The organism is Pseudomonas sp. LARHCG127 (assembly GCF_052871455.1).
Genome location: NZ_JBIXJT010000024.1, coordinates 39,451 through 61,996, shown reverse-complemented (window position 1 = coordinate 61,996; position 22,546 = coordinate 39,451). Strand labels below are relative to the sequence as shown.

19 protein-coding genes are annotated in these 22,546 nt (G+C 62.0%); 10 read left to right on the top strand and 9 right to left on the bottom strand.

Annotation, left to right across the window (positions count from 1 at the left end; all coding sequences use genetic code 11):
* Nucleotides 1–4 precede the first annotated feature (4 nt).
* Entirely contained in the window at nt 5–700 is a 696-nt protein-coding gene (locus ACIPQ1_RS27400) for a tRNA (adenine(22)-N(1))-methyltransferase (protein ID WP_411384898.1), read from the top strand.
* Nucleotides 701–875: 175 nt separating this feature from the next.
* On the opposite strand, the gene ACIPQ1_RS27395 is transcribed toward ACIPQ1_RS27400, so the two are convergent.
* The 3 genes from ACIPQ1_RS27395 to ACIPQ1_RS27385 all read right to left on the bottom strand — a co-directional run bounded on the left by ACIPQ1_RS27395 (nt 876) and on the right by ACIPQ1_RS27385 (nt 3,631).
* Nucleotides 876–1,253 carry a hypothetical protein gene (locus ACIPQ1_RS27395; protein WP_446534140.1) on the bottom strand — a complete coding sequence of 126 codons (378 nt, stop codon included), beginning with the start codon at nt 1,251–1,253 and terminating at the stop codon, nt 876–878.
* A gap of 65 nt (nt 1,254–1,318) precedes the next feature.
* The gene (locus ACIPQ1_RS27390; protein WP_446534139.1) at nt 1,319–2,044 is read right to left on the bottom strand and encodes a CPBP family intramembrane glutamic endopeptidase; all 726 of its coding nucleotides are present in this window, start codon (nt 2,042–2,044) and stop codon (nt 1,319–1,321) included.
* 342 nt (nt 2,045–2,386) lie between these two features.
* Nucleotides 2,387–3,631, bottom strand: a complete 1,245-nt coding sequence (locus ACIPQ1_RS27385) for an acyl-CoA dehydrogenase family protein (RefSeq protein ID WP_446534138.1) — start codon at nt 3,629–3,631, stop codon at nt 2,387–2,389.
* Nucleotides 3,632–4,004: 373 nt separating this feature from the next.
* Between ACIPQ1_RS27385 and msuE the strand changes: the two genes are divergently transcribed.
* The 7 genes from msuE (at nt 4,005) to ACIPQ1_RS27350 (ending at nt 11,255) form a co-directional block, all read left to right on the top strand.
* Nucleotides 4,005–4,568 carry an FMN reductase gene (msuE, locus tag ACIPQ1_RS27380; RefSeq protein WP_446534137.1) on the top strand — a complete coding sequence of 188 codons (564 nt, stop codon included), beginning with the start codon at nt 4,005–4,007 and terminating at the stop codon, nt 4,566–4,568.
* 39 nt (nt 4,569–4,607) lie between these two features.
* Entirely contained in the window at nt 4,608–5,705 is a 1,098-nt protein-coding gene (gene sfnG, locus ACIPQ1_RS27375) for a dimethylsulfone monooxygenase SfnG (RefSeq protein ID WP_411384894.1), read from the top strand.
* A gap of 14 nt (nt 5,706–5,719) precedes the next feature.
* Entirely contained in the window at nt 5,720–6,880 is a 1,161-nt protein-coding gene (locus ACIPQ1_RS27370) for an AMP-binding protein (RefSeq protein ID WP_446534136.1), read from the top strand.
* Between the two features lie 14 nt (nt 6,881–6,894).
* Complete coding sequence (locus ACIPQ1_RS27365; protein WP_446534135.1) at nt 6,895–7,677, top strand: ABC transporter ATP-binding protein; 783 nt, start codon at nt 6,895–6,897, stop codon at nt 7,675–7,677.
* Between the two features lie 219 nt (nt 7,678–7,896).
* A complete protein-coding gene (locus ACIPQ1_RS27360) occupies nt 7,897–8,778 on the top strand; it encodes a branched-chain amino acid ABC transporter permease (RefSeq protein WP_446534134.1) in 882 nt (293 codons plus the stop codon).
* A gap of 11 nt (nt 8,779–8,789) precedes the next feature.
* Nucleotides 8,790–9,857 carry a branched-chain amino acid ABC transporter permease gene (locus ACIPQ1_RS27355; protein WP_446534133.1) on the top strand — a complete coding sequence of 356 codons (1,068 nt, stop codon included), beginning with the start codon at nt 8,790–8,792 and terminating at the stop codon, nt 9,855–9,857.
* Nucleotides 9,858–9,929: 72 nt separating this feature from the next.
* On the top strand, nt 9,930–11,255 hold the full coding sequence (locus ACIPQ1_RS27350) for an ABC transporter substrate-binding protein (RefSeq protein ID WP_411384890.1): 1,326 nt from the start codon (nt 9,930–9,932) through the stop codon (nt 11,253–11,255).
* Between the two features lie 482 nt (nt 11,256–11,737).
* On the opposite strand, the gene ACIPQ1_RS27345 is transcribed toward ACIPQ1_RS27350, so the two are convergent.
* The 4 genes from ACIPQ1_RS27345 to ACIPQ1_RS27330 form a co-directional block, all read right to left on the bottom strand.
* Nucleotides 11,738–12,841, bottom strand: coding sequence for a sigma-54 interaction domain-containing protein (locus ACIPQ1_RS27345; RefSeq protein ID WP_411384889.1), 1,104 nt, complete (start codon nt 12,839–12,841; stop codon nt 11,738–11,740).
* 188 nt (nt 12,842–13,029) lie between these two features.
* Nucleotides 13,030–14,061 (bottom strand): HlyD family secretion protein, encoded by a 1,032-nt coding sequence (locus ACIPQ1_RS27340; protein ID WP_250964893.1) that lies wholly within the window; start codon nt 14,059–14,061, stop codon nt 13,030–13,032.
* A 6-nt stretch (nt 14,062–14,067) separates the two neighbouring features.
* Entirely contained in the window at nt 14,068–15,630 is a 1,563-nt protein-coding gene (locus ACIPQ1_RS27335) for an MFS transporter (RefSeq protein ID WP_411384888.1), read from the bottom strand.
* Entirely contained in the window at nt 15,627–17,084 is a 1,458-nt protein-coding gene (locus tag ACIPQ1_RS27330; protein ID WP_250964895.1) for an efflux transporter outer membrane subunit, read from the bottom strand. The genes ACIPQ1_RS27335 and ACIPQ1_RS27330 overlap by 4 nt, the downstream gene beginning before the upstream one ends.
* Nucleotides 17,085–17,714: 630 nt before the next feature.
* Between ACIPQ1_RS27330 and ACIPQ1_RS27325 the strand changes: the two genes are divergently transcribed.
* Entirely contained in the window at nt 17,715–19,064 is a 1,350-nt protein-coding gene (locus ACIPQ1_RS27325) for a hypothetical protein (protein ID WP_250964896.1), read from the top strand.
* A 164-nt stretch (nt 19,065–19,228) separates the two neighbouring features.
* Here the strand turns inward: ACIPQ1_RS27325 and ACIPQ1_RS27320 are convergent, their stop codons facing one another.
* A complete protein-coding gene (locus tag ACIPQ1_RS27320) occupies nt 19,229–19,666 on the bottom strand; it encodes an Lrp/AsnC family transcriptional regulator (protein WP_003202176.1) in 438 nt (145 codons plus the stop codon).
* A 134-nt stretch (nt 19,667–19,800) separates the two neighbouring features.
* Here ACIPQ1_RS27320 and ACIPQ1_RS27315 point away from each other — a divergent pair, with 134 nt between their 5' ends.
* A complete protein-coding gene (locus ACIPQ1_RS27315) occupies nt 19,801–20,694 on the top strand; it encodes a DMT family transporter (RefSeq protein ID WP_186705726.1) in 894 nt (297 codons plus the stop codon).
* Nucleotides 20,695–20,712: 18 nt separating this feature from the next.
* Here ACIPQ1_RS27315 and ACIPQ1_RS27310 read toward each other — a convergent pair whose 3' ends face one another.
* On the bottom strand, nt 20,713–22,338 hold the full coding sequence (locus tag ACIPQ1_RS27310; protein ID WP_411384887.1) for an NADP-dependent glyceraldehyde-3-phosphate dehydrogenase: 1,626 nt from the start codon (nt 22,336–22,338) through the stop codon (nt 20,713–20,715).
* Nucleotides 22,339–22,546 lie beyond the last annotated feature (208 nt).

Genomic DNA, 22,546 nt, shown 5'->3' with positions numbered 1-22,546 from the left:
GCAGTTGAACGAACACACATTGTCCATGCGCCTGGAGCGCGTGGCGGCGCACATGCCGGCGGGCGCGCACCTGGCCGATATCGGCTCGGATCACGCTTACCTGCCGGTGGCCTTGCTGCGCCGTGGCGTCATCGCGACGGCGGTGGCCGGTGAGGTGGCAACAACGCCATTGCGCGCCGCCGAACGCACGGTGGTCGAAAATGGCCTGGAGCAGCGGATCAGCGTGCGCCTGGCCAACGGCCTGGCGGCAATCGAGCCGGAGGACGGAATTACGGCGATCAGCCTCTGCGGCATGGGTGGCGAGACGATCCGCGACATCCTGGACAGTGGCAAAGCGCGGTTGAGCGGTCGGGAGCGCCTGATCCTGCAACCCAACGGCGGCGAACAACCGCTGCGCCAATGGCTGATGGAAAACGGCTACCGCATCCTCTGCGAGGAATTGCTGCGGGAAAACCGCTTCTACTACGAGATCATCGTGGCCGAGCGCGCCGGGCCGGTGGCGTACACCGCCGAGGAGCTGTATTTCGGCCCGCTGCAGTTGCAAACCCGAACCCCGGTCTTCCTGGCCAAGTGGCAGCGCCTGCTGCGCCAGAAGCACAAGACCCTGGCCAGTTTCGCCAAGGCACGGCAGGCTGTGCCTGAAGAGAAGCAGCAGGACATCGCCCGGCAGGTTCGGTGGATCACTGAGCTGTTGGCCTGAGCCTTGGGGTTGGATGTGCCGACGTCATCGCGAGCAGGCTCGCTCCCACAAGGGGTTTTGTGGTGAATCGGGATGCTGTGACCATCCACACTTCCCTGTGGGAGCGAGCCTGCTCGCGATGAGGCCATCTGTCATTTCACCGAATTGAACAAAGCCCCGGTCGCCGCCCGCCCGCTTATCGACCCACCACCGGGTAATGTTTGATACGACACGCATATGAGTTGCCGTCGCCTTTACAGACACCGTCCAGGTAGCGGTAGTCCACCCGTACCGACTGCCCTTTCCCGGGCCATTGGCGGCGGGGGAGCGTAGCTTGGTAGTCCGGGGTTTCCGGGGTGAAGGTGAGCAACGAGCCTGGCTGAGGACACTCCACCGAGGCGGATTTCGGCCTGACTTTCACCACCTGCGCCTGAAGCTGCGGATAGGGTCGTTTCAGCACCTCGACGACGTGCAGCTCCATCTCACAGATCTGCCATGTGGAGGCCTGGACGGGCTCGCACAGCAAGGGAAGCGTCAGGGCAAGCAGTCCGAGGCATGTTGCGTGAGTGTTCATCGTTGCCCTTGTTTGAAGTGCTGGTGTTCGCAAAATCATAGCGCGGCATGGCGCCTTCGCCTGACTCAACCGTAAAGCCCCATCAATGAGAACGACTTGTCCGTGGTCAGTGCGACAATCTCGGCCAGCGAATGCAGGAGCACCGGCACCAGCAGGCCACCGCTGGCCACTCTGGCTACGGCGAATACGCCGCCACAGGCGAAGATCAGCACGACCGTCAGCCAGTTTCCGTATTGGATGTGCATGCCGGCGAAGATGGCCGACGTCACGATGATCGCGACCCATGTCCAGGCACGGCTGTTCTCGTAGGGAAACAGCCGGAGCATGTAGTGGCGGAAGAATAATTCTTCGGCGATGGGCGGCAGCACGATCAGCGAGGCGATCTTGATCGTGGCCTGCCAATTGTTGAGCCCGTCCAGAAGCTCGGCCATGAACACTTCACGCGGCAACCCGAGTACGAGGACGGCGACCCCGAAAAGCAGGTAGGCCCCGATGGTGCCCATCGCTCCCCATTGCAGGGGTTTGCGGATGGAGCGACCGCGCCACTGTGAACGTAAATCGGCGCGATATTGCAAGGCGAAAAGGGCGAAGAGAAGGAGCGCGGTGATACCGGAGGTGGTCGTGAACGTCAGATAGGCCTGCATGTCTGCGGGAACAAAAAGGACCTCGGGCATCGCCGCAAGGAAGACGACCACGGTGGCCAGCACAAACATCCCGAGCCGGGGAAAGAAGCGGTAGGGCGATAGAGTGGAAGCGGGTGCAAACTCAGGGGCGGCACTTAGATTCGTCACAGTCACTCCATGAGTGCAAGGAAAAAGGCATGATGCCAGTGTTTTGATCGGCTGGGATGAGTTCCTATTGGCTTTGTGAAAAAGTCGGCAATTGGACTTGGTGGATACACCTGAACCACCGCCATCGCGAGCAGGCTCGCTCCCACACTGGATCTTCAGCAGACACGAAACTCATGTACAACACAGAACCACTGTGGGAGCGAGCCTGCTCGCGAGAGGCCAGCACATCCAACATCACTGCAAACTGACACACCGCCTTCGCGAGCAAGCCCGCTCCCACTGGAGGAGCGCGGTCTAAGCCGCCGTTACCCCATGACGGTTTTACACACCGACCCCAAGCACTCAGACCTGCTTCGCCCCCCCACCAATCTGCCAGACATACGGCGGTTCCGTCCCATTGATTTCCCAATCCCCAATAATCCGCTCCTTGTAGATCAACGGATTGTGCGAAGCGGCGGTACGGGCGTTGCGCCAGTGGCGGTCGAGGGCCTTGCTGGTGCTGGTGGCCGAAGCGCCGAGGGCATTGAACAGGTCGCTGGTGGCGCGTAGCACCAGGTCGGAGATCACCACCTGGGCCTGGGCGGACTCCAACTCGGCGGCAATGTTGGCGGTGCGTTCGGTCTCGGCGTTCTGGCTGAAGTGGCTTTCATAGGCGCGTTGAGAGGCGCTTGCGGCTCGCAGGGCAGTGGCTTCGGCGGCATAGACCTGGGCCGAGGCCCGGCCGACCACTTGCTGCACTTGTACGTCCTGGCTCACTTCGCTGGCATTGCCGGTGCTGAAGACCCGGGTGCGTTTGCGCACTTGCTCGGTGATGTCATGGACCGCGGCACGGCCGGCGCCGGTCAGCACGGCGAGCAAGACCAGTTGATAAAACGCGGTCTGGTATTTGAAACGGGTGGAGAAGTCGATGAGGTTTTCCGCCTCGACCAATGCGTTCTCGAACCGCGATGTCCCGCTGCCGGTGGTGCGTTGGCCAAAGCCGTCCCAGTCATCGCTTTGCTTGACGCCCGGCTGGTGCACGCGCACGGCGGCAATCACGTCGGCACCGTTGTCGTCACGCTGGGCATACACGTCGATCCAGTCGGCGAAAATACTGCCGGTGCTGTAGTACTTGGCGCCATTGACCACCCATTGATCACCCTGGCGGGAAACCCGGGTGACGACTTCGCCGATTTTTACCGCGCCGACTTCCGTCCAGGCGTTGCCCACCAACTCACCCTCGACGAAGCGTTTGAACCATATGTCCTGCGGGCTGCTGGCATGGGCATTGAGGCGGTCCTCGACAAATGCAAAGTGCCCGCGCAGGGCCTGGGGCAGGTTGGAATCGGCTTCGGCCAGTTCGATCAGCAGTTGCAACAGCTGCGGCAACGAGGCCCCGGCACCGCCATGTTCGAGCGGTACACGGATGGCGCCAAAGCCAGCTTCCTTCAGCCATTTCACCTGTTCAAAGGGCAGGCTGCGGGTCTGCTCGCGCTCCAGGGCGCCGGCCTGGATGCGCGCAAAGATCGGCCGGAAACGTTCGGCCAAGGGCTCGTAGTCGGTGCCGGTGGAAAGGATTGGCGGCAGGTGTTGTTGCTGTGCGGTCATGTTGATGTTCCTTCTTGATGGCGAGTAGGCGGGCAGGGGAAACCTGCCGGTGCCAACAGTCATTGCACGGTCCATGCCCGACCCGCGACGCCCATGAATACGGGTCTGTACGACGCTCGTCGGTGATAGGGCTGTCCTGGCTGCGGACAATCTGTTGCGCAACTGTATGCCCGGCAACAGTTGTCGCGACAGGCATCGAAACGCAGGTGTTCACCAGGCAACAGTGGAACAACAGCTTGCCCGTCGAGCGGCAGTGAAGTGATTAGGCGGTACTTCTAATACCTTGATTATTAAAGATATATAAACGTGGCACGGTTGCTGCTCTACACCCTGTGCAGACGCTGAGGTGGCGTCTCCAGGCATGGGGTAAGTGATGAGCAAGCAATTCAAAGTGGTGGCGGTGTCAGGCAGCGTGCAACACCCGTCACGCACGCTGGTCCTGCTCCAGGCGATAGTGGACAGGCTCGCACAGCAACTGCCGGTCGAGATGCGCTTGATCGAACTGGCCAAGGTCGGTCCGCAGTTTGCCGGGGTGTTACGTCGCGAGGCATTGCCGGCCGCGGTACAGGACGACCTGCACGCCATCGAGTCGGCCGATCTGCTGATCGCCGCCAGCCCGGTCTATCGAGCCTCGTACACCGGCTTGTTCAAGCACCTGTTCGATTTTGTCCATCACGAAGCCCTCAAGAACGTACCGGTGCTGCTCGCCGCGACAGGGGGCTCGGATCGCCATGCCTTGATCATCGATCACCAGTTGCGGCCGCTGTTCGGTTTCTTCCAAGCCCTCAGCTTGCCGGTGGGCGTCTATGCCAGCGAAACCGATTTCAGCCAATACCGCATTTCCAGCCCACAGGTGCTGGACCGTATCGAGCGCGCCGTCGAATCGGCGCTGCTGAGCCTGGTCCCGAGCGTCCGACGCAACGCCAGTGCCGCCTGATCCCTTTTTCCTTTCAAAACGAGCCGTGGAGTACATGCAATGAGCCAGGACACGATCAAATTTGCCTACTGGGTGCCCAACGTCAGCGGCGGACTGGTGGTCAGCAAAATCGAACAACGCACCGACTGGGGCATCGACTACAACCGCAAGCTGGCCCAGATCGCTGAAGCGGCCGGCTTCGACTACGCCTTGTCCCAGGTACGCTTTACCGCCGGCTACGGCGCCGAATACCAGCACGAGTCCGTGGCGTTCAGCCATGCCTTGCTGGCCGCCACCACGCGCCTGAAAGTCATCGCCGCGGTGTTGCCGGGGCCGTGGACGCCGTCGGTGTTGGCCAAGCAGATCGCAACCATCGATCACCTGACGGGTGGCCGAGTGGCGGTCAACGTCGTGTCGGGCTGGTTCAAGGGCGAGTTCACGGCCATTGGCGAGCCGTGGCTGGAGCACGACGAGCGCTATCGCCGTTCCGAAGAATTCATCACCGCCCTCAAGGGCATCTGGACCACTGATAATTTCACGCTGCGCGGTGACTTCTACCGCTTCCACGACTACACCCTCAAGCCAAAACCCCTGCAGCAGCACCCAGAAATTTTCCAGGGCGGCAGCTCACGTGCGGCTCGGGACATGGCCGCCCGGGTATCGGACTGGTACTTCACCAACGGCAATACCGTGGAAGGCGTCAAGGCGCAGATCGATGATCTCCAGGCAAAAGCCGCGGCCAACCACCACAAGGTCAAGGTCGGCGTGAATGCCTTTGTCATTGCCCGTGACACGGAAGAAGAGGCGCGGGCGGTCCTTGCCCAAATCATCGACCAGGCCGATCCCGAGGCCGTCAATGCCTTTGGCGACGCGGCGAAACAGGCCGGCAAGTCCAGCCCGGAGGGCGAAGGCAACTGGGCCAAGTCCAGTTTCGAAGACCTGGTGCAGTACAACGATGGCTTCAAGACCAACTTGATCGGTACCCCTCAGCAGATCGCCGAACGCATCGTCGCGCTAAAGGCCGTGGGTGTGGATCTGGTGCTCGCCGGGTTCTTGCACTTCCAGGAAGAAGTCGAGTATTTCGGCCGTAAGGTCCTGCCGTTGGTGCGTGAGTTGGAGCAACGCAAAGTGACGGCCAAAACGGCGGCGGTCGCCTAGGCGCGGGAGGCAGCATGGGCACGTTCACCGACACACCCGACGCGGTCCCGGCCAGCTTGCCCCAGTGGTTGCAGCGACAGGCGCTAGAGCATGGCACCGATGTCGCGCTGCGCCATAAGCACCTGGGTGTCTGGCAGGAAAGGACCTGGGCGCAGGTGGTCGACGAGGTGCGCCGTTTGGCGAGTGCCCTGCAAGCTCGCGGTTTTGCGGCGGGCGAGACCCTGACGATCATCAGCCGACCCAGGCCCCAGGCGCTGCTTGCCGCATTGGCCGCGCAATGGCTGGGCGGCGTGGCGAGCTTGTTCGACCCGCTGGAAGCAGCGGCCGAACAGGTGCAACGGCTCACTACATTGCAACCGGATTTCGTCCTGGTCGAAGGCGTGGAGGACATGCTGCGGCTGCGTTCGGCGCAGGTGGCCGTGCGGATCTTGGTCTATCTCGACAAACGTGGCCTGTCGGATTCGACGCCATTTGCGCAGGCGTCGGATTACGCCGCGTTACTTGCCGAGCGACCGATCGATAACGGGGTGCCGCAAGGGCGATTGTTGCAAACGGCCTTTGTCTTTTATCGCGGGGCTGGCCAGGCGATTGAGGAGCAACGCGTCAGCCACGCCGAGCTGTTGCAGGAGGGGCAGCGGTTGGTGACCCGCGAAGGGCTGGGGCGGCAGGAGGAGGCATTGGCCGCCCGGGCGTTCGCCTCGGGTGGGCAAGCTCGCTATCTGCTGGCGCCCTGGTTGATCGCCGGTTTTCGCCTGAACTTTCCCGAGAACCTGGCGACCCGCGATCGCGATCGGCGTGAGCTGGGGCCGACGCTGGTGGCCGGGACGCGGGAAACCTACGAACGTTTGCACCGCTACGCGCTGGAACGTTTGCCCGCGCCGGGCAGTGGGGCGCGCAGGCTGGTGGACTGGGCGCTGGCAGCGCAGCCGGGGCCGTTGCAACGGCATGTGGGGGATTGGCTGGTGCGTCGGCCTCTGCGCGATGTGCTGGGCTTTTCCCGGACCCGCGCGCCGCTGTTGGTGGGCGATGCATTGCCGCCGAACACCCAGGCGTTTTTCCAGGCATTGGGTATCCGGGTTCGCCAGTGGGGCGATGCGGCCCATTGGGAAGCGCCGACGCATCTTGTACACAAAACCACCGATAACTGGACCGGCCTCCAGTCCCGACTGGCCTGAGAGGAGACGCCCCAATGACCCAGACGGCCATTACGCATTTGCTGGAGCTGGAACATATTTCACTGTCATTCAAAGGTGTCAAAGCGATCACGGACATCAGCTTTCGCGTCGCCACCGGTGAAATCTGCGCCTTGATCGGCCCCAACGGCGCCGGCAAGAGTTCGCTGCTGAATGTCATCAGCGGCGTGTACCAGGCCCAGGACGGGCACATTCGTTTTGATCGGCAGGAGCGGCGCCGGATGCGTCCCCACGATGTGGCGGTCCGCGGCGTCGCCCGGACATTCCAGAACATCGCGCTGTTCAAGGGCATGAGCGTGCTCGACAACGTGCTCACCGGGCGCAACCTCAAGCGCCGCAGCACCTGGATCGAGCAGGCACTGCGCATCGGTCGCGCCCGGGCCGAGGATGATCATCAGCGCGAAGCGGCCGAACGGGTCATCGCGTTCCTGCATTTGCAGCCTTGGCGCGACGTCCTGGTGGGCACGCTGCCCTATGGCTTGCAGAAACGAGTGGAGCTGGCCCGCGCACTGGCGGCGGAGCCTCGGCTGTTGCTGCTGGATGAACCCATGGCCGGGATGAACGCCGACGAGAAGCGACAGATGAGCCGCTTTATCGTCGACATCAACCGTGAGCTGGGTACGACGGTGGTGCTGATCGAGCACGACATCGGCGTGGTCATGGACATCAGCGACCACGTGGTGGTGCTCGACTACGGTCGCAAGATCGGCGACGGCTCGCCCGAAGACGTACGGCAGAACCCCGAGGTCATTTCGGCCTACCTGGGCACTCGCCACTGATACCGGATATTTGATGCCTTCCCGCTGGGCTCTGTAGGAGCTGGCGAAGCCTGCGATCTTTTGATCTTTTGATCTTTTGATCTTTCGCTTGAGACTCAAGTGTCTGGGAAAAGATCGCAGCCTCGCTCGGCTCGACAGCTCCTACCGCGCAGCCCAGCGGGAGCAATCCTTGGCTACAGGATCCTCGTTTGTATTGACTGGACAGCATTAGGAACAGCGATGGAATTTTTCTTTGAAGTGCTGATTGGCGGGTTGTTGGCGGGGGTGATGTATGCCTTGGTGGCCATCGGTTTCGTGCTGATCTACAAGGCCTCCGGGGTGTTCAATTTCGCCCAGGGCGCGATGGTGCTGTTCTCGGCGCTGACCTTCGTCAGCCTGCTGGAGCGGGGTGTGCCGTTCTGGCTGGCGTTTCTCATCAGCTTGGCGGCCATGGTGCTGATCGCCGTGGCGGTGGAGCGGGTGGTGCTGCGGCCCTTGGTCAACCGGTCGCCGATCACACTCTTCATGGCCACCCTTGGCTTGTCCTACGTCATCGAGGGCTTCGCCCAGGCGCTGTGGGGCGCCCAGGTGCACGGCCTGGACTTGGGCATCAGCGATGAACCGCTGGAACTGGGCGGGATGTTGTTGTCGCAGTTCGACATTTTTGCCGCGTTGACGGCAGCGTCCCTGGTGCTGCTGTTGTCCTGGCTGTTCAACAAGACTCGCCTCGGGTTGTCGCTGCGAGCGGTGGCCGATGATCCCTTGGCGGCGCTGGCCGTGGGCATTCGTTTGCAGCGGGTCTGGGTGGTGGTGTGGTCGGTGGCGGGGTTTGTCGGGCTGGTCGCCGGCCTGCTCTGGGGCGCGCGCCTGGGCGTGCAGTTCTCGCTCTCGCTGGTGGTGCTCAAGGCCTTGCCGGTGCTGATCATCGGTGGCTTCACCTCCATCAGCGGGGCGATTGTCGGCGGCTTGATCATCGGTGCCTCGGAGAAACTGGCGGAGGTTTACCTCGGGCCCTTCATCGGCAGCGGCATCGAGAACTGGTTTCCCTACGTGCTGGCGCTGCTGTTCCTGTTGGTGCGGCCGGCGGGGTTGTTTGGCGAACGGGCCATCGAACGGGTTTAGGGGGCGCATCTATGTTCTATCGGGAAGCAGGCCAGTTCAGCACACGTTATGCCCAGGACCGTCGGGTCTTCGCCCTGCGCCAGGACCGTCACGGGCTGGCCGCATTGCTGCTGTTTGCCTTCGTCGGGGTGCCCTGGTTGGGCAATGACTATTGGCTCAGCGCGATCCTGATTCCGTTCCTGGTGCTGTCCCTGGCCGGGTTGGGGCTCAATCTGCTCACCGGTTATGCCGGGCAGCTGTCCCTCGGTTCAGCGGCGTTCATGGCGGTGGGAGCCTTTGCCACCTACAACCTGGAAATACGGGTCGCTGGCTTGCCGTTGCTGGCCAGCATTGCCCTGGGCGGGTTGATGGCGGCACTGGTGGCGGTGCTGTTCGGCCTGCCGAGCCTGCGTATCAAAGGCTTCTACCTGCTGGTCTCGACCCTGGCGGCGCAGTTCTTCGTGACCTGGGCGCTGACCCGGTTCAGTTGGTTTTCCAATAACAGCGCCTCGGGCGTCATCAGCGCGCCGCGCCTGGATGTGTTAGGGGTGAACCTCGATGCGCCCGTTGGCCGCTATCTGTTGACCCTGACCGTGGTGGTGGCGCTGTTCTGGCTGGGCAAGAACCTGGTACGCAGTGAGTTGGGGCGCAACTGGATGGCAGTGCGCGACATGGACACCGCCGCTGCGGTCATCGGCATTGCGTTGGCGAAAACCAAGCTGCTGGCGTTCGCCATCAGCGGCTTTTTCCTCGGGGTGGCCGGCGCGCTCTGGGCTTTCGCTTACCTGGGGACGGTAGAGCCCCACGGATTCGACCTCAATCGGTCGTTCCAGATCCTGTTCATCATCATTATCGGCGGCCTCGGCAGCCTGCTGGGCAACTTCCTCGGCGCGGCCTTCATCGTGCTGTTTCCGGTGCTGCTCTCGAACCTGGTATCGCTGCTGCCCGTTGGGCTGGTGGACGCCGGCCAGGTGGAGAACCTGCAGAAAATGATATTCGGCGCCCTGATCATCCTGTTCCTGATCAAAGAGCCAGAGGGCCTCGCGCGTCTTTGGCAGAGATTTCGCCAGCGCGCACGGCTGTGGCCGTTGCGCTACTGAGCGAACCGCACAACGCGGGTTTGCAGTTCCATTTTGTTGGCTTATTTATGGCTCCATAACAAGGAAATCCCGATGTTCAAACGATCATTCGCCAGCAGCCTGGCACTGGCCTTGAGCCTCACCGCCACGGCCTTTACCGTCCAAGCGGACAACGAACAATACTTCCCGCTGCAAAGCTATCGCGTCGGCCCTTATGCGGCTGGCGGCAGCGGTTTTTTCGGTGGTTTCATCGACTATCTCAAGTACGTCAACGCCAATGGCGGCGTGAACGGCGTCAAGCTGACCTGGAGCGAGTGCGAGACCGAATACGTGGTGGAAAAAGGCGTCGAGTGCTACGAACGGCTGAAGAAAGGCTTGAACGGTGCGCCAGCGGCGGCCACCAACCCGCTGTCGGTGGGCATTGCCTACGCCACGCTGGAGCGCTCGACCGCCGACAAGCTGCCACTGATCACCATCAACCACGGTCGCACGGACTCCACCGATGGCAGCGTGTTTCCCTACGTCTTCCCATTGCAATTGAATCCGTACTCCGAGGTCTCGGCGATCATCAACTACATCGGCCAGCGCGCCGGCGGGTTGGACAAGCTCAAGGGCTTGAAGATCGTCACCCTGTATCACGGTTCGCCCTATGGCAAGGAAACCAACGAGGTCCTGCAAACCCTGGCCGACAAGTACGGCTTTGCGCTGACCTTGCTGGAGGTGCCGCACCCGGGCAACGAACAACAATCGCAGTGGCTGAATATCCGTCGGGAAAAACCCGATTGGGTGATCCTGCGCGGTTGGGGGGTGATGAACCCGGTGGCGCTGAAAACCGCGCAGAAAGTCGGGTTCCCGGCCGACCACATCATCGGCAATATCTGGAGCAACTCCGAAGATGACGCCGCGCCGGCCGGTGCCGCGGCCAAGGGCTTCATCGCCATCACCACGCACCCTTCGGGCACCGATTTCCCGGTGTTGCAGGGCATCAAGCAGCAGGTGGTGGACGCCGGCCATGGCGACCTGGCCGATCCCAAGCGTTTCGGCACCGTGTATTACAACCTCGGCGTGGTCAACGGCATTCTCAACGTAGAAGCGCTGCGCATTGCCCAGCAGAAATTCGGCCAGCAACCCCTGACGGGTGAGCAGGTGCGTTGGGGCTTCGAGCATCTCAAACTCGACGACGCCCGACTCAAGGAACTGGGGGCGTTGGGGCTGGTGCAGCCGTTGCAGTTGTCGTGCGCGGACCATGAGGGCGGTGGTGCGGTGCGTTTCCAGCAATGGGACGGTGGCCAGTGGAAGCTGATCAGTGACTGGGTGCAGGCCGACCGCGCCTTGTTGCGGCCGATCATCGAAGCCTCTTCGCACCAGTACGCCCGGGAAAAAGGCATTACCCCGCGTGATTGCAGCAAGGAATCCTGAGGCATCGCAGCGACCGGTCGCTCCCTCGCCACGAGATGCGGCCAGGCGTTCGAGCGGTGTGGATTTTTGCGGTGTGGCGAGCGGAGCTCTACAAAATTGACACGCCACCGAAACGCTTTTTGTGGCGAGGGAGCTTGCTCCCGCTGGGCTGCGCAGCGGCCCTCAAGCCAGTCACCGCGGTGTATCAGATGGATGTCATCCGCCTCAATGGGGGCGCTTCGCACCCAGCGGGAGCAAGCTCCCTCGCCACGAGGTGCGGCCAGGCGTTCGAGCGGTGTGGATTTTTGCGGTGTGGCGAGCGGAGCTCTACAAAATTGACACGCCACCGAAACGCTTTTTGTGGCGAGGGAGCTTGCTCCCGCTGGGCTGCGCAGCAGCCCCAAAGCCAGTCACCGCGGTGTATCAGATGGATGTCACCCGCCTCAATGGGGGCGCTTCGCACCCCAGCGGGAGCAAGCTCCCTCGCCACAAAGGTGTGGGCGTCAGGTCGACAGGTTGATCACCCGGCCATCCCGGGTGTCCAGTGCCGGGCGGCGTCGATTGACCACCAACTCGCCAATCCTGATCAGCAACGTGCGGGTGACGTTGCGGCTCAGGCCCAGCAGGCTTGCGGTATGGACTTGATTGCAATTGGCGTATCGGTAGGCGGTGCGCAATAACTCGGCCTCGACCTTTTCATACACATCGCCATGCCCTTGCTCGAGCAGTTTCTCGAAGGCCTTCTGCAAGAGCGCCTCTGCACTTTGGGGGACGGATTCGGGCAGGTTGTCCTGGCGCTCGATGCGCAAGTTCGACAGGTGCAGGTCCTGCACACCAATCACTTTGTTACGGCAAATCAGCAGCGTGTGGTGAATGACGTTTTCCAGCTCGCGGATATTCCCCGGCCAGGAATAATCGAGCAACTTGCGCTGCGCCTGGGCATCCAACGTCACCTCGCCGTGACCGAGCCTGTGGCTGTACTGCGCAATGAAATGGCGTATCAGCGGCAGAATGTCGCCGGGACGTTCGCGCAGCGGCTTGAGCACCAGGCTGACCACGTTCAAACGGTAATAAAGGTCTTCGCGAAAATGCCCGGCATTGATGGCTCTTTCCAGCTGTACGTTGGTGGCCGCCAACACACGTACATCGATCTTGATGCTTTTGCGCGAACCCAGCCGGACCACTTCACGTTCCTGCAATACCCGCAGCAACTTGACCTGGATCGGCAACGGCAGATCCCCGATTTCATCAAGGAACAGGGTGCCGCCGTCCGCTTCCTCGAACCAGCCGGCCTTGGCTGTCAACGCGCCGGTAAAGGCGCCTTTTTCATGCCCGAACAGCTCGGCCTCCACCAGGCTCTCGGAAAACGCCCCGCAGTTGACCGCAACGAAGGGCTTGTGGCGACGGGCGCTGAGGTTGTGGACGTGGCGCGCCACCAGTTCCTTGCCGGTCCCGGTCTGGCCGATGATCAACACGCTGGCTTCACTGGGCGCGACTTGTTGCAGGTGAGCCAGCAAGGCGCGGGAGGTGGGGTCTTCGAAGACCTGGGCGGTGGCACGGATCGAGGTGGCCAGGCCGGGGGAGGGAGGTAGTGTTAGAAGCTGCATGACGGTGGCCCGTTAATGAGATTGCCGTGACTGAAGGTAGGTGAATGCCAACGTTCCTTGAAGGCAATACCGCGAAGCCATTGGGCTTAAGGCTTAATCTAAATGATCTAAAAAAATGATAATAAATAACTTTAAGTTATTTGCTTAGGCGACTGTGGGAGCAAGCCTCGCTCCCACAGGCTTGGCATTTATCCATCAATGCGGATATGCGGGGTCACGGACATCCCCACCCGCAGTTTCGCCGCGGCGGGTTGGTCGGGATCGATGCGAATGCGCACGGGCAAGCGCTGGACGATCTTGGTGAAGTTGCCGGTGGCGTTGTGCGGCGCAATGGCTGAATAGCTGACGCCGCTGGCAGGTCCCAGGCTTTGCACGGTGCCGAGCAGCGACTCGCCCGGCAACGCATCCACCGTGATGTCCACGGCCTGGCCCATCGCGACGCGCGCCAGTTGCGTCTCGCGGAAGTTGGCGGTGATGTAGACGGCGTCGAGCGGCACAATCGCCAGCAACGGTTGCCCGGTATTCACGAATGCGCCGATGCGCACGGATTTCCGTCCTATGGTGCCGGCGATCGGCGCCGTGATGCGGGTATAGGACAGCTTCAGTTCCTCGATGGCCTGCGTGGCTTGGGCATGGGCGAGGGTGGCCTGGGCTTTTTCCAGATCGGCCTTGAGGACATCCACTTGCTGCCGGGCCGCCTGCAAGCCCGCCTCGCTCCTGTCCCGGCGCGCCTGTTGGATGCTCAATTGCGCTTCGGCCTGTTGTCGCGCTTGCACGGTACCCGAGCCATCGTTGGCCAAATTGCGATACCGCGCTTGGTTGGCACTGGCCAGTTTCAGCGCCGCCTCGTCCGCGGCCACCGCCGCCTGAGCCTGGCGGATGGCGGTTTGCTGCCGGCTCAGGTGCGCTTGCAGGCTGGCGATGCTGGCCCGGGCACTGGCGACCTGGGCGTTGGCCGCGTTCACGGCGGCGACGAAATCACGGTCGTCCAGTGTCGCCAGCAAGTCGCCTTTCTCGACCCGCTGGTTGTCTTCGATCAACACCGTCTCGACCGTACCGGACACCTGCGGCGCGACTGTGGTGAAGTCCGCGTGGACATAAGCGTCGTCCGTTGACTGTGTCGATGCGCTGGATTCAGGGCGATTGACGTAGAGCACCCCGGCGGCTGCCACGGCGAGCAGAACGACACTGATGATCTGGGCTTTCTTCGATAAGGCCATGATGAATTACCCATGTGAGGATGAGGATGAGGCGGCCTGACTGGCAGGCGCCGGGATGTAGGTCAGTCGCAGCACGAGGGGAATCAGCAGCAGTGCCAGCAGGCCCAACGCGCGATAGGCATCGGCGATCGACAACACCAGCGACTGCTGGCTGACGATGCCCAGCAGTGCTGAGGGGGGCGGCGCCGAGGCCAGGGCATTGCTGGCCAGGGCCGCCTGGTCCAGCAACATTTCCCCATGGAAGCGGCCGCTCACGACCACGAGCTGTCCGACCAGGGCCGCACCGAACAACGACCCGAAGGCGCGCAGGGTATTGATGGTGCCGGACACATACGGGCCCTCGGCTGGCTGCACCACGCTGGTGATCAAAAACAGCATCGACACCACGGCCATCGGTTGTCCAAAGGCCTGTAGCGTTTGCGCCACGACGAACTGGTCGCGGTTCCAGTCGCTGGTCAATTGCGCGCCGCAAAGGCAGGCCAGGGCGATCAGGCATAATCCCAACGCGAACATGAAGCGCGCATCGACCCACTTCTGGTACAGCAGCAGCGCCACCAGTGCTCCCAGGAATAACTGCGGCAGCGCAACGATTAGCCCGATCGCGGCCATCTGCAACGGGCGATAGTCCTGCAGTGGCCCGAGGTAACTGGCCGGTAGCAACGAACCGGATAGCAGCACCACCAGCAGCGAGACGAACAGAATGCAACCCAGACCCAGGTTGCGACGCCCCAGGATCTGCAACTTGATGAACGGCGAGGGATGAAACCATTCGGTCAACAGGTAGATCGCCAGCAAGGCCAGGCCCGCGACCAGTGTCGAAGTGACCAGCGGTGAATGAAACCAATCCAGTCGAATGCCTTGATCCAGGGCGACGGTCAGCAAACCAAGCGCCGGGACACCGCAGGCCATGCCGGCCCAATTGGCCTGGCGAAAGCGTGGGAACTGGACCGGTTCACGTGGCAGCCCCCAGGCGATCAAGCCGGCCGCGATCAGGGCCAGAGGGACGATCTGCCAATACACCCAGCGCCAGTCCTGCAGTTGGTCCGTCCAATGCCCCGCCAGCCAAATGGCCAGGTTGGGCGCGAAGGTCGCGGTCATCGCGTACATCGCCAGGCCGTACAACCGTATGGGGGGCGGCAGGAATTTCAGGGCCGCCATCATCAGCAACGGGATCGTCGTGCCGCTGGCGATGCCTTGCACGAAACGCAGGCCCAGGAGCAGATCGAGGTCATGGACGAAAGGCAGGAGCAGCGCCAGCGATGTACACGTGGCGAGCGTCCACAGCTCAAGGCGCCGGAGCGAGAGCGTCAGGGCAAACCACGCGGCAAAGGGCATGGCGATCAGCTCCCCGGCGCTATACGCGGTGGTGAGCCAGGACGCATCGTCCAAGCCAAAGCCCAGCGCGCCTCTCACGTCCGCCAGCGCCAACGCGCCAACGCGGGTGTTCAGCCCCGCCATCATGGCCGCCAGGAAAATCCCGGCCAGACCGACCAGCGGGCGTTTCGACGACGTGACCAAGGGGGCCGCGCGAGGTGCGACCTGGGCGGGCGGCAACGCGATGCTGTTCATGGATGCGGCTCCGGGCCCCAGCCGCCACCCAGGGACTTAAAGAGATTGACCACGGTCAGGGTGGCGTTGGTGGCGCTGGCATTGAGGCTGGTCTGGCTGGCGAGCAGGTTCAGTTGCGCCGTGAGAACGCTCAGGTAATCGGCGGCACCCTGCTGATAGCCGCGTTCGGCCGCGTGCAATGCTTGCCGGTTCTGTTCATACGAAACCAGCAGTTCGTCGTGTTGGCGCTGTTGCGCGGCCCAGGCATCCAAGGCGTCGTCCACTTCGTGCCAGGCGCGCAATACGGTTTGCCGATAGGCGAGGGCGGCGGTCTTTTGCCGTGATTCGTTCAAGGCCAGGCGCTGTACCAAGCGACCGCCCTGGAAGATCGGCAGGTAAACCGTTGGCCCGACGGAAAAGAAGCGCGCGTCCCAATTGGCCAGGTCGCCGCTGTCGAAGGCTTCCACACCGATTCGTCCTTTCAGGCCGATACGTGGGTAGAAGTCGGCCTTGGCCACGCCGATGGCCGCGGTCGCGGCGTGGAGCTGCGCTTCGGCGCGCCGGATGTCGGGACGTCGCTGGGCCAGTTCAGACGGCACCCCGACCGGCACTTGAGTGGGCAGCGAAGGCAGGGGCATGGCTTGGCGCAGCTGTGCATCGAGGGTGCGAGGTGGTTCGCCCATCAACAGCGCAAGGGCATTCATCTGGGCATTGCGACGCTGGGCCAGTTCGGGAAGCATGGCCTTGATCGTCGCCAACTGCGCGCGTGCGGAGGCGGTTTCGAAGCGTGTCGCCACGCCATTTCGCTCGCGGCTTTCCGCCAGGCCCAGGGTGCGTTCGGCGATCGTCAGGTTCTGTTGGGCGATGTCCAGTTGCGCCTGGGTGCCACGCAGTTGCAGGTAGGTCCGTGCCACTTCGGCGGACAGCGCCACCCGAGCGGCTTCGCGATCAAACACCGTCGCCTCCAGCGTCGCCGCCGCACCTTCGCGCGCGCGGCGGGCCCGGCCCCACAGGTCGATTTCCCAACTGGCATCGAAACCCATTTGCCAGAAATTGCTGGGGGCCGTCGGGGCGCCCAGCGCGGCGAACTTGCCATGTTCACTGAGCGCCTCCCGGGCGTAACTGGCATTGGCGCCGACGCTGGGCAGCAATCGGGAAGCGGTAATCCCCAGTTGCGCCCGGCTTTGATCGATGCGTTCGGCGGCCATCTGCAAATCAAGGTTGCCGGCCTGCGCACGGGATTGCAGTTGGGCGAGCAGCGGGTCGTTGAACAGTTGCCACCATTGGCTGGGAACGGCGGCGGGGAGCAGGGAGGCGTCGCGTCCATGCTCGGGGCGGGGCGTCAGTTGCGCGGCGCCAAGTTCGTTCTTGGGTTCCATGAAATCGGGGCCTACCGCACAGCCGGTGAGGGCGAGTGTCGTGAGCACGACCATGGGTGGCAAGCGGCGTTGAAGTCGTTCGAAAAAAGCCGACATGGGCAGTTCCCCACAGGGTTGCAGCGCAGCTGCGCGAGCATGCGCCTGGGCTCGATCGATCCTGGATAGCGAGTCGTCCGCTGTGGGGTCATGGTATTGAGCGGTTGCGGCGAGGGCACTTCTACATCGGTACAGCCAGGACATACCTCGGTGGGGGGGTATGCATACTAGGGTATGTGTTTGGGCCAGTAAGGGCGGTTGTCCCCTACATAACCGGCCTGGTTCGGGGTGACCGCGTTTCTTCTAGGGGAGCGGAGTACGGGGTCTATCCGCGATTCAGCATTGTGGCCAAAGGCCCGCAAAAAGCCTGAAACATGATGGCACCTTTGAATAAATGATCTACACCTATGACAAGGGATTGCATTGCCAAGGTCGGCATGCGGCTGGTCGATCGATCACCGCGCGAAGTCTTCGCCATATTCCCTCGATAGCGTTCGCATTCGGCTAACAGAGCCAGGTTTGAGCGTGCCCACTTTTTGGGTGCCAAGGAGGTGTGTCACTTCATTGAGCGTGGACCGTGGACCGTGAACAAGCTTGGGCATTGTGCCGAAGCCTGATAACAGAAGGAGACCCTGCGCATCGCTCAGCAATTCGATGGGACGGCAGGCGTCTCTCTATAAGGAGATATCGATGAAGCAGCCTCAAGGAAAGATCATTGCGTGGCTGGCCCTGACGGGGGCCTTGTCCACCGCTAGCGTCCATGCCGGAGTCTTCCCCGATTTCGGCTACGCCCCGCCCAAGAGTGAATACGCCGGAGCGCCATTCCAGCTCAGCCAGGATTATCCGACGGTGGCCCCGGGCGCATCCTCGGTACCGGCATTCTTCCAACATTTGCCCAAGTCATTCTCCAATGACTTTGAAACCTGGCGCCCGTACATGGAGGAAGTGAAAAAATACTGCTTGGAAGGCAATACTGAAATCGGCTGGAAAGTACAAAAGAACAAGATTCGCCAGTGGTATCACATGCCTTGGCAGCATTACGGCCCCAACGGTCGTGAAGGCATCAGCGGGCTGACCAAGGAGGCACCGATTCAGCCCGGGCAACTGGCAAGTACGCAGACCGGCAGCGGGCAGACCTACGCGGTGGGTATCTATAACGACATAGGCGCCTACACCATCGGCCAGGTCTGGAAAGACCCCGATAATCCAGACCCAAGCCAAACCTCGAAACCCAAGAGCTTTGCCAACGGCACGGTGGTCTGCAAGGCGCTGTTCGCCGATATAGACGTCAAGACGGTGCCGTTCCTTGCAAACCCATTGCTCTGGAACGCCTACACCACCGAAACCTTTACCTCGACCAACCGGTCCGTCACCAAGGTAGCGCTGATTCAGATGGACATTGCCGTGCGCGACACCCGCGTGAGCGATACCGGCTGGTTGTTCGGCACGTTCCAATACAATGGCGCCATGACCGGCAAGGCGAACTGGAACAACCTGGTGCCGGTGGGGATCATGTGGGGCAATGATCCCCAGGAAATCGGCAATGACTATACCAACCCCAAACCGGTGGTCACCAAGATCAACCCGGCCCTGAAACAGACCGCAATCAACGCCAACACCCAAGAGCTGCCACCGACTCACCTGGGTTGGAACGGACGACTCAATGGGCCGGTGGACAACCCCCAGGCGTCCTGCCTGAGTTGCCACATGACCGCCGAGTACCAGCAATTGGCGATCATGAACCCGACGTTCCAGGCCAACCCGCCACCTGTGGGAGGCGATGAGTGGATGAAATGGTTCCAGAACATTCCGGCCGGTCAACCGTTCAGCCCGGGCACGCAAAGCACGGACTACAGCCTGCAACTGTCTGGCGCCCTGGCCAACTTCTACGACTGGAAGTGCAACCACAGCGGCGTCTATGCAGATGGCGTCAATGCCTGCGCCAAGCTCCAGACGCTCAAGTTGATCAAGGCGAGCAACGCGCCTGAGGAACAAGTGCACAAAGTGCAACGCAGCCCTGAACTGGAAGAGCTCGAGTAGCATGCTCCCGGCCTCGGACAAGCGCCGAGGCCGGGTCAAATCTGCATTCCCCTGTGGGAGCGAGCTTGCTCGCGATAGCGGTGGCTCAGTCACATGTATGTTGGGCCTGCCGGCCTCTTCGCGAGCAAGCTCGCTCCCACAGGGGCTCAAAACCAGGCGGATACCTACGCCATCGGCGGTAATCGCCGCTTGACCGGTGTTTTCTTGACGATGGCGGTATTGGTCTCGGCATGGACATTGAGCTTGTCCAGCAAGGTATCGAGCTGTTCCATCGAGCGCACGTGCAGGCGCGCGATGAAGCAGTCATCGCCGGTGACCTTGTCGCATTCGGTAAATTCAGCGATGGCCTGGATCTGCCGCTCCACTTCCTGCAACTGTCCCGGCAGCGGGCGGATACGCACGATGGCCTGGAGTTGATACCCAAAGCACTTGGGGTCCACCTCGACGGTGTAGCCCCTGAGCACGCCACGTTCCTCGAGCCGACGAAGGCGCTCGGCGACACTGGGGGAGGACAGGCCGCTGAGGTTGGCCAAGGCCTTGAGCGAGCGTCGGGAATCTTCCATCAGGGCACTGATGAGGATCTGGTCAATGTCGTCAGTCATTTTCAGCTCCGTTAGGCAAATGCGGGAAGTTGCCTTGATAAAAAAGGTCGAAACGCAGTTTAGCCTTTTTCAATCCATGGAGAAGGCCCCGGTCTGCTCGGCATACTGTGCCCACTTGCTGAAGGAGCCTGAAGATGGACAAGACCTTACGCCGCGGTTCGCTGGAAATGACCGCCGCCATGCTGATTTCCGGAACCATCGGTTGGTTCGTACTGGTTTCCGGCCTGCCTGTACTGGATGTCGTGTTCTGGCGCTGCGTGTTCGGCGCCGTGACCTTGTTGTTGATCTGCGCCGGCTTTGGCTTTTTGCGCCCCGGCATCCTCACCCGTACCACGTTCCTGCTGGCGGTGCTCAGTGGCGTGGCGATCGTCGGTAACTGGGTGTTGTTGTTTGCCTCTTACTCCCGTGCGTCGATAGCCATCGGCACGGCGGTGTACAACGTCCAGCCGTTCATGCTGGTAGGGCTGGCGGCGTTGTTCCTGGGGGAGAAAATTACCGCGCAAAAACTGTTCTGGCTGGCGGTGTCGTTTCTCGGAATGCTGGCCATCGTCAGTGCCCATGGTGAGCAGGGGCAGGGCGGCGGAGACTATCTGCTGGGCATCGCATTGGCACTGGGGGCCGCGTTGCTGTACGCCATCGCGGCCTTGATCATCAAGCGCCTGACCGGCACGCCACCCCATCTGATCGCGCTGATCCAGGTCAGCACCGGCGTGTTGCTGTTGGCACCCTGGGCGAACTTCTCGGCGTTGCCGCAACACGCCCAGGCCTGGGCCAGCCTGTTGACCTTGGGCATGGTGCACACCGGCGTGATGTACGTGCTGCTGTACAGCGCCATTCAGCGGTTGCCGACCGCACTGACCGGAGCGCTGTCGTTCATTTATCCGATCGCGGCGATCTTCGTCGACTGGTTCGCCTTCGGCCATCGCCTCGAACCGCTGCAATGGCTGGGGGTGGCGGCGATCCTGCTGGCGGCCGCTGGCATGCAACAGGGCTGGGGTATCAAGTGGCGTCGTCCAGCCCTGTCGTAGCCCACCGTTTGGGCGTGATCAGAAGATGTAGTCCGTGGTCAGGAAGTTAGAGTCCCGCTCACGGATGATGTCGCTGATCAACGCCTTGTTGTTTTCCTGGAACTTGGTTGCCACCAGCGTGCGAATGGAAAAGGTGCGCAGCGCATCGTGGACGGACAAGGTGCCCTCGGCCGAGTTCTTCCGGCCATTGAACGGGAACGTGTCCGGACCACGCTGGCACTGGGCGTTGATGTTGATGCGCCCGACCTGGTTGGCGAAGATGTCCACCAGCTTGCCGACTTGTGCCGGGTTAGTGCCGAAGATGCTGAGCTGCTGGCCGAAATCGGACTCCAGCACGTAATCGACCACGGTATTGAGGTCGCGGTACGGCACGATGGGCACGACGGGGCCGAACTGTTCTTCGTGGTAGACCCGCATCGCCGTGTTCACCGGGTACAGCACCGCCGGATAGAAAAACGAGCTTCGCGATTCGCCACCGTGGGCATTCTTCACTTCGGCACCTTTGGCAACCGCATCGGCGACCAGCGCATGCAGGTAATCGACCTTGCCCGCTTCGGGCAATGGCGTCAGCGCCACACCGTCTTCCCAGGGCATGCCGGGTTTGAGGCTGGCGAGCTTGGCGTTGAATTTCTCGATGAATGCGGGTGCCACGTCTTCATGGACAAACAGGATTTTCAGCGCCGTGCAGCGCTGGCCGTTGAAGGACAGCGAGCCGGTCAATGCCTCGCTGACGGCATTGTCCAAGTCCACGTCCGGCAGTACCAGCCCCGGGTTCTTCGCATCCAGCCCCAGGGCGGCACGCAGGCGGTGCGGACGGGGGTGGAGTTTCTTCAGGTCACTGGCCGCCTTGTTGGTGCCGATGAAGGCGAAGATATCGATCTTGCCGCTGGCCATCAGCGCGCTGACGGTTTCCCGGCCGCTGCCGTAGATCACGTTGATCACGCCCGCCGGGAAGCTGTCACGGAAGGCTTCCAGCAGGGGGCGCACCAGCAGGACGCCGAGCTTGGCCGGCTTGAACACCACGGTGTTGCCCATGATCAAGGCCGGAATCAGTGTGGTGAAGGTTTCGTTCAGCGGATAGTTGTAGGGCCCCATGCATAACGCCACGCCCAGGGGCACGCGGCGGATCTGCCCGAGGGTGTCCTGTTCCAGCTCGAAGCGGCTGGAGCGACGGTCCAGTTCCTTGAGGGCGTTGATGGTGTCGACGATATAATCGCAGGTGCGGTCGAATTCCTTCTGGGAATCCTTGAGGTTCTTGCCGATCTCCCACATCAGCAACTTGACCACGGCCTCGCGCTGCTCGCGCATGCGCGCCAGGAAGGTTTCCACGTGGCGGATACGCTCGGCGACGCGCATCGTCGGCCACTGGCCTTGGCCGCGATCGTAAGCCCGGACCGCCGCGTCCAGGGCCGTGAGGGCGGTCTCGGCGTCCAGCAGTGGCGTGCTGCCGAGGATCACTTGCTCATCGCCCAGCTCGCCGGTCAGGTAGACGGGGCTGCGGACGACGGCCAGCGGCCCTTGCCAGGCTTTCAGGACGCCGTCGACCAGGTATTCGCGCTGCTCGATCCGGCCTTCGAGGCGGTAGGCGTCGGGGATGTCGGCGGCACTGGGGAACAGGTTGGCGAGGAAGGGGGCTGTGGTCATGTCGTTACTCCATCAATGAAATGAGCCAGGGTCGGACGGCTTGCAGGGATAAAACGCTTTTAGCGTTATACGCCCTAATGGAGGTGTTTTTTAAGTGGCGGCAGATTGCTCGCGCCGGGCTACGTTGTAGGAGCTGACGAGCGCAGCGAGGCTGCGATCTTTTCCCAGGCGCTTGAATCTCAAGCGAAGATCAAAAGATCGCAGCCTC

Excerpts from the sequence above, each read along its gene's own strand:
- ACIPQ1_RS27345 (WP_411384889.1), bottom strand. The coding sequence starts at position 12,841 with ATGCAGCTTCTAACACTACCTCCCTCCCCCGGCCTGGCCACCTCGATC.
- ACIPQ1_RS27355 (WP_446534133.1), top strand. The coding sequence starts at position 8,790 with ATGTTCTATCGGGAAGCAGGCCAGTTCAGCACACGTTATGCCCAGGAC.
- sfnG (WP_411384894.1), top strand. The coding sequence starts at position 4,608 with ATGAGCCAGGACACGATCAAATTTGCCTACTGGGTGCCCAACGTCAGC.
- ACIPQ1_RS27395 (WP_446534140.1), bottom strand. The coding sequence starts at position 1,253 with ATGAACACTCACGCAACATGCCTCGGACTGCTTGCCCTGACGCTTCCC.
- msuE (WP_446534137.1), top strand. The coding sequence starts at position 4,005 with ATGAGCAAGCAATTCAAAGTGGTGGCGGTGTCAGGCAGCGTGCAACAC.
- ACIPQ1_RS27370 (WP_446534136.1), top strand. The coding sequence starts at position 5,720 with ATGGGCACGTTCACCGACACACCCGACGCGGTCCCGGCCAGCTTGCCC.
- ACIPQ1_RS27340 (WP_250964893.1), bottom strand. The coding sequence starts at position 14,061 with ATGGCCTTATCGAAGAAAGCCCAGATCATCAGTGTCGTTCTGCTCGCC.
- ACIPQ1_RS27330 (WP_250964895.1), bottom strand. The coding sequence starts at position 17,084 with ATGTCGGCTTTTTTCGAACGACTTCAACGCCGCTTGCCACCCATGGTC.
- ACIPQ1_RS27325 (WP_250964896.1), top strand. The coding sequence starts at position 17,715 with ATGAAGCAGCCTCAAGGAAAGATCATTGCGTGGCTGGCCCTGACGGGG.
- ACIPQ1_RS27320 (WP_003202176.1), bottom strand. The coding sequence starts at position 19,666 with ATGACTGACGACATTGACCAGATCCTCATCAGTGCCCTGATGGAAGAT.
- ACIPQ1_RS27385 (WP_446534138.1), bottom strand. The coding sequence starts at position 3,631 with ATGACCGCACAGCAACAACACCTGCCGCCAATCCTTTCCACCGGCACC.
- ACIPQ1_RS27360 (WP_446534134.1), top strand. The coding sequence starts at position 7,897 with ATGGAATTTTTCTTTGAAGTGCTGATTGGCGGGTTGTTGGCGGGGGTG.
- ACIPQ1_RS27365 (WP_446534135.1), top strand. The coding sequence starts at position 6,895 with ATGACCCAGACGGCCATTACGCATTTGCTGGAGCTGGAACATATTTCA.
- ACIPQ1_RS27335 (WP_411384888.1), bottom strand. The coding sequence starts at position 15,630 with ATGAACAGCATCGCGTTGCCGCCCGCCCAGGTCGCACCTCGCGCGGCC.
- ACIPQ1_RS27350 (WP_411384890.1), top strand. The coding sequence starts at position 9,930 with ATGTTCAAACGATCATTCGCCAGCAGCCTGGCACTGGCCTTGAGCCTC.
- ACIPQ1_RS27310 (WP_411384887.1), bottom strand. The coding sequence starts at position 22,338 with ATGACCACAGCCCCCTTCCTCGCCAACCTGTTCCCCAGTGCCGCCGAC.
- ACIPQ1_RS27315 (WP_186705726.1), top strand. The coding sequence starts at position 19,801 with ATGGACAAGACCTTACGCCGCGGTTCGCTGGAAATGACCGCCGCCATG.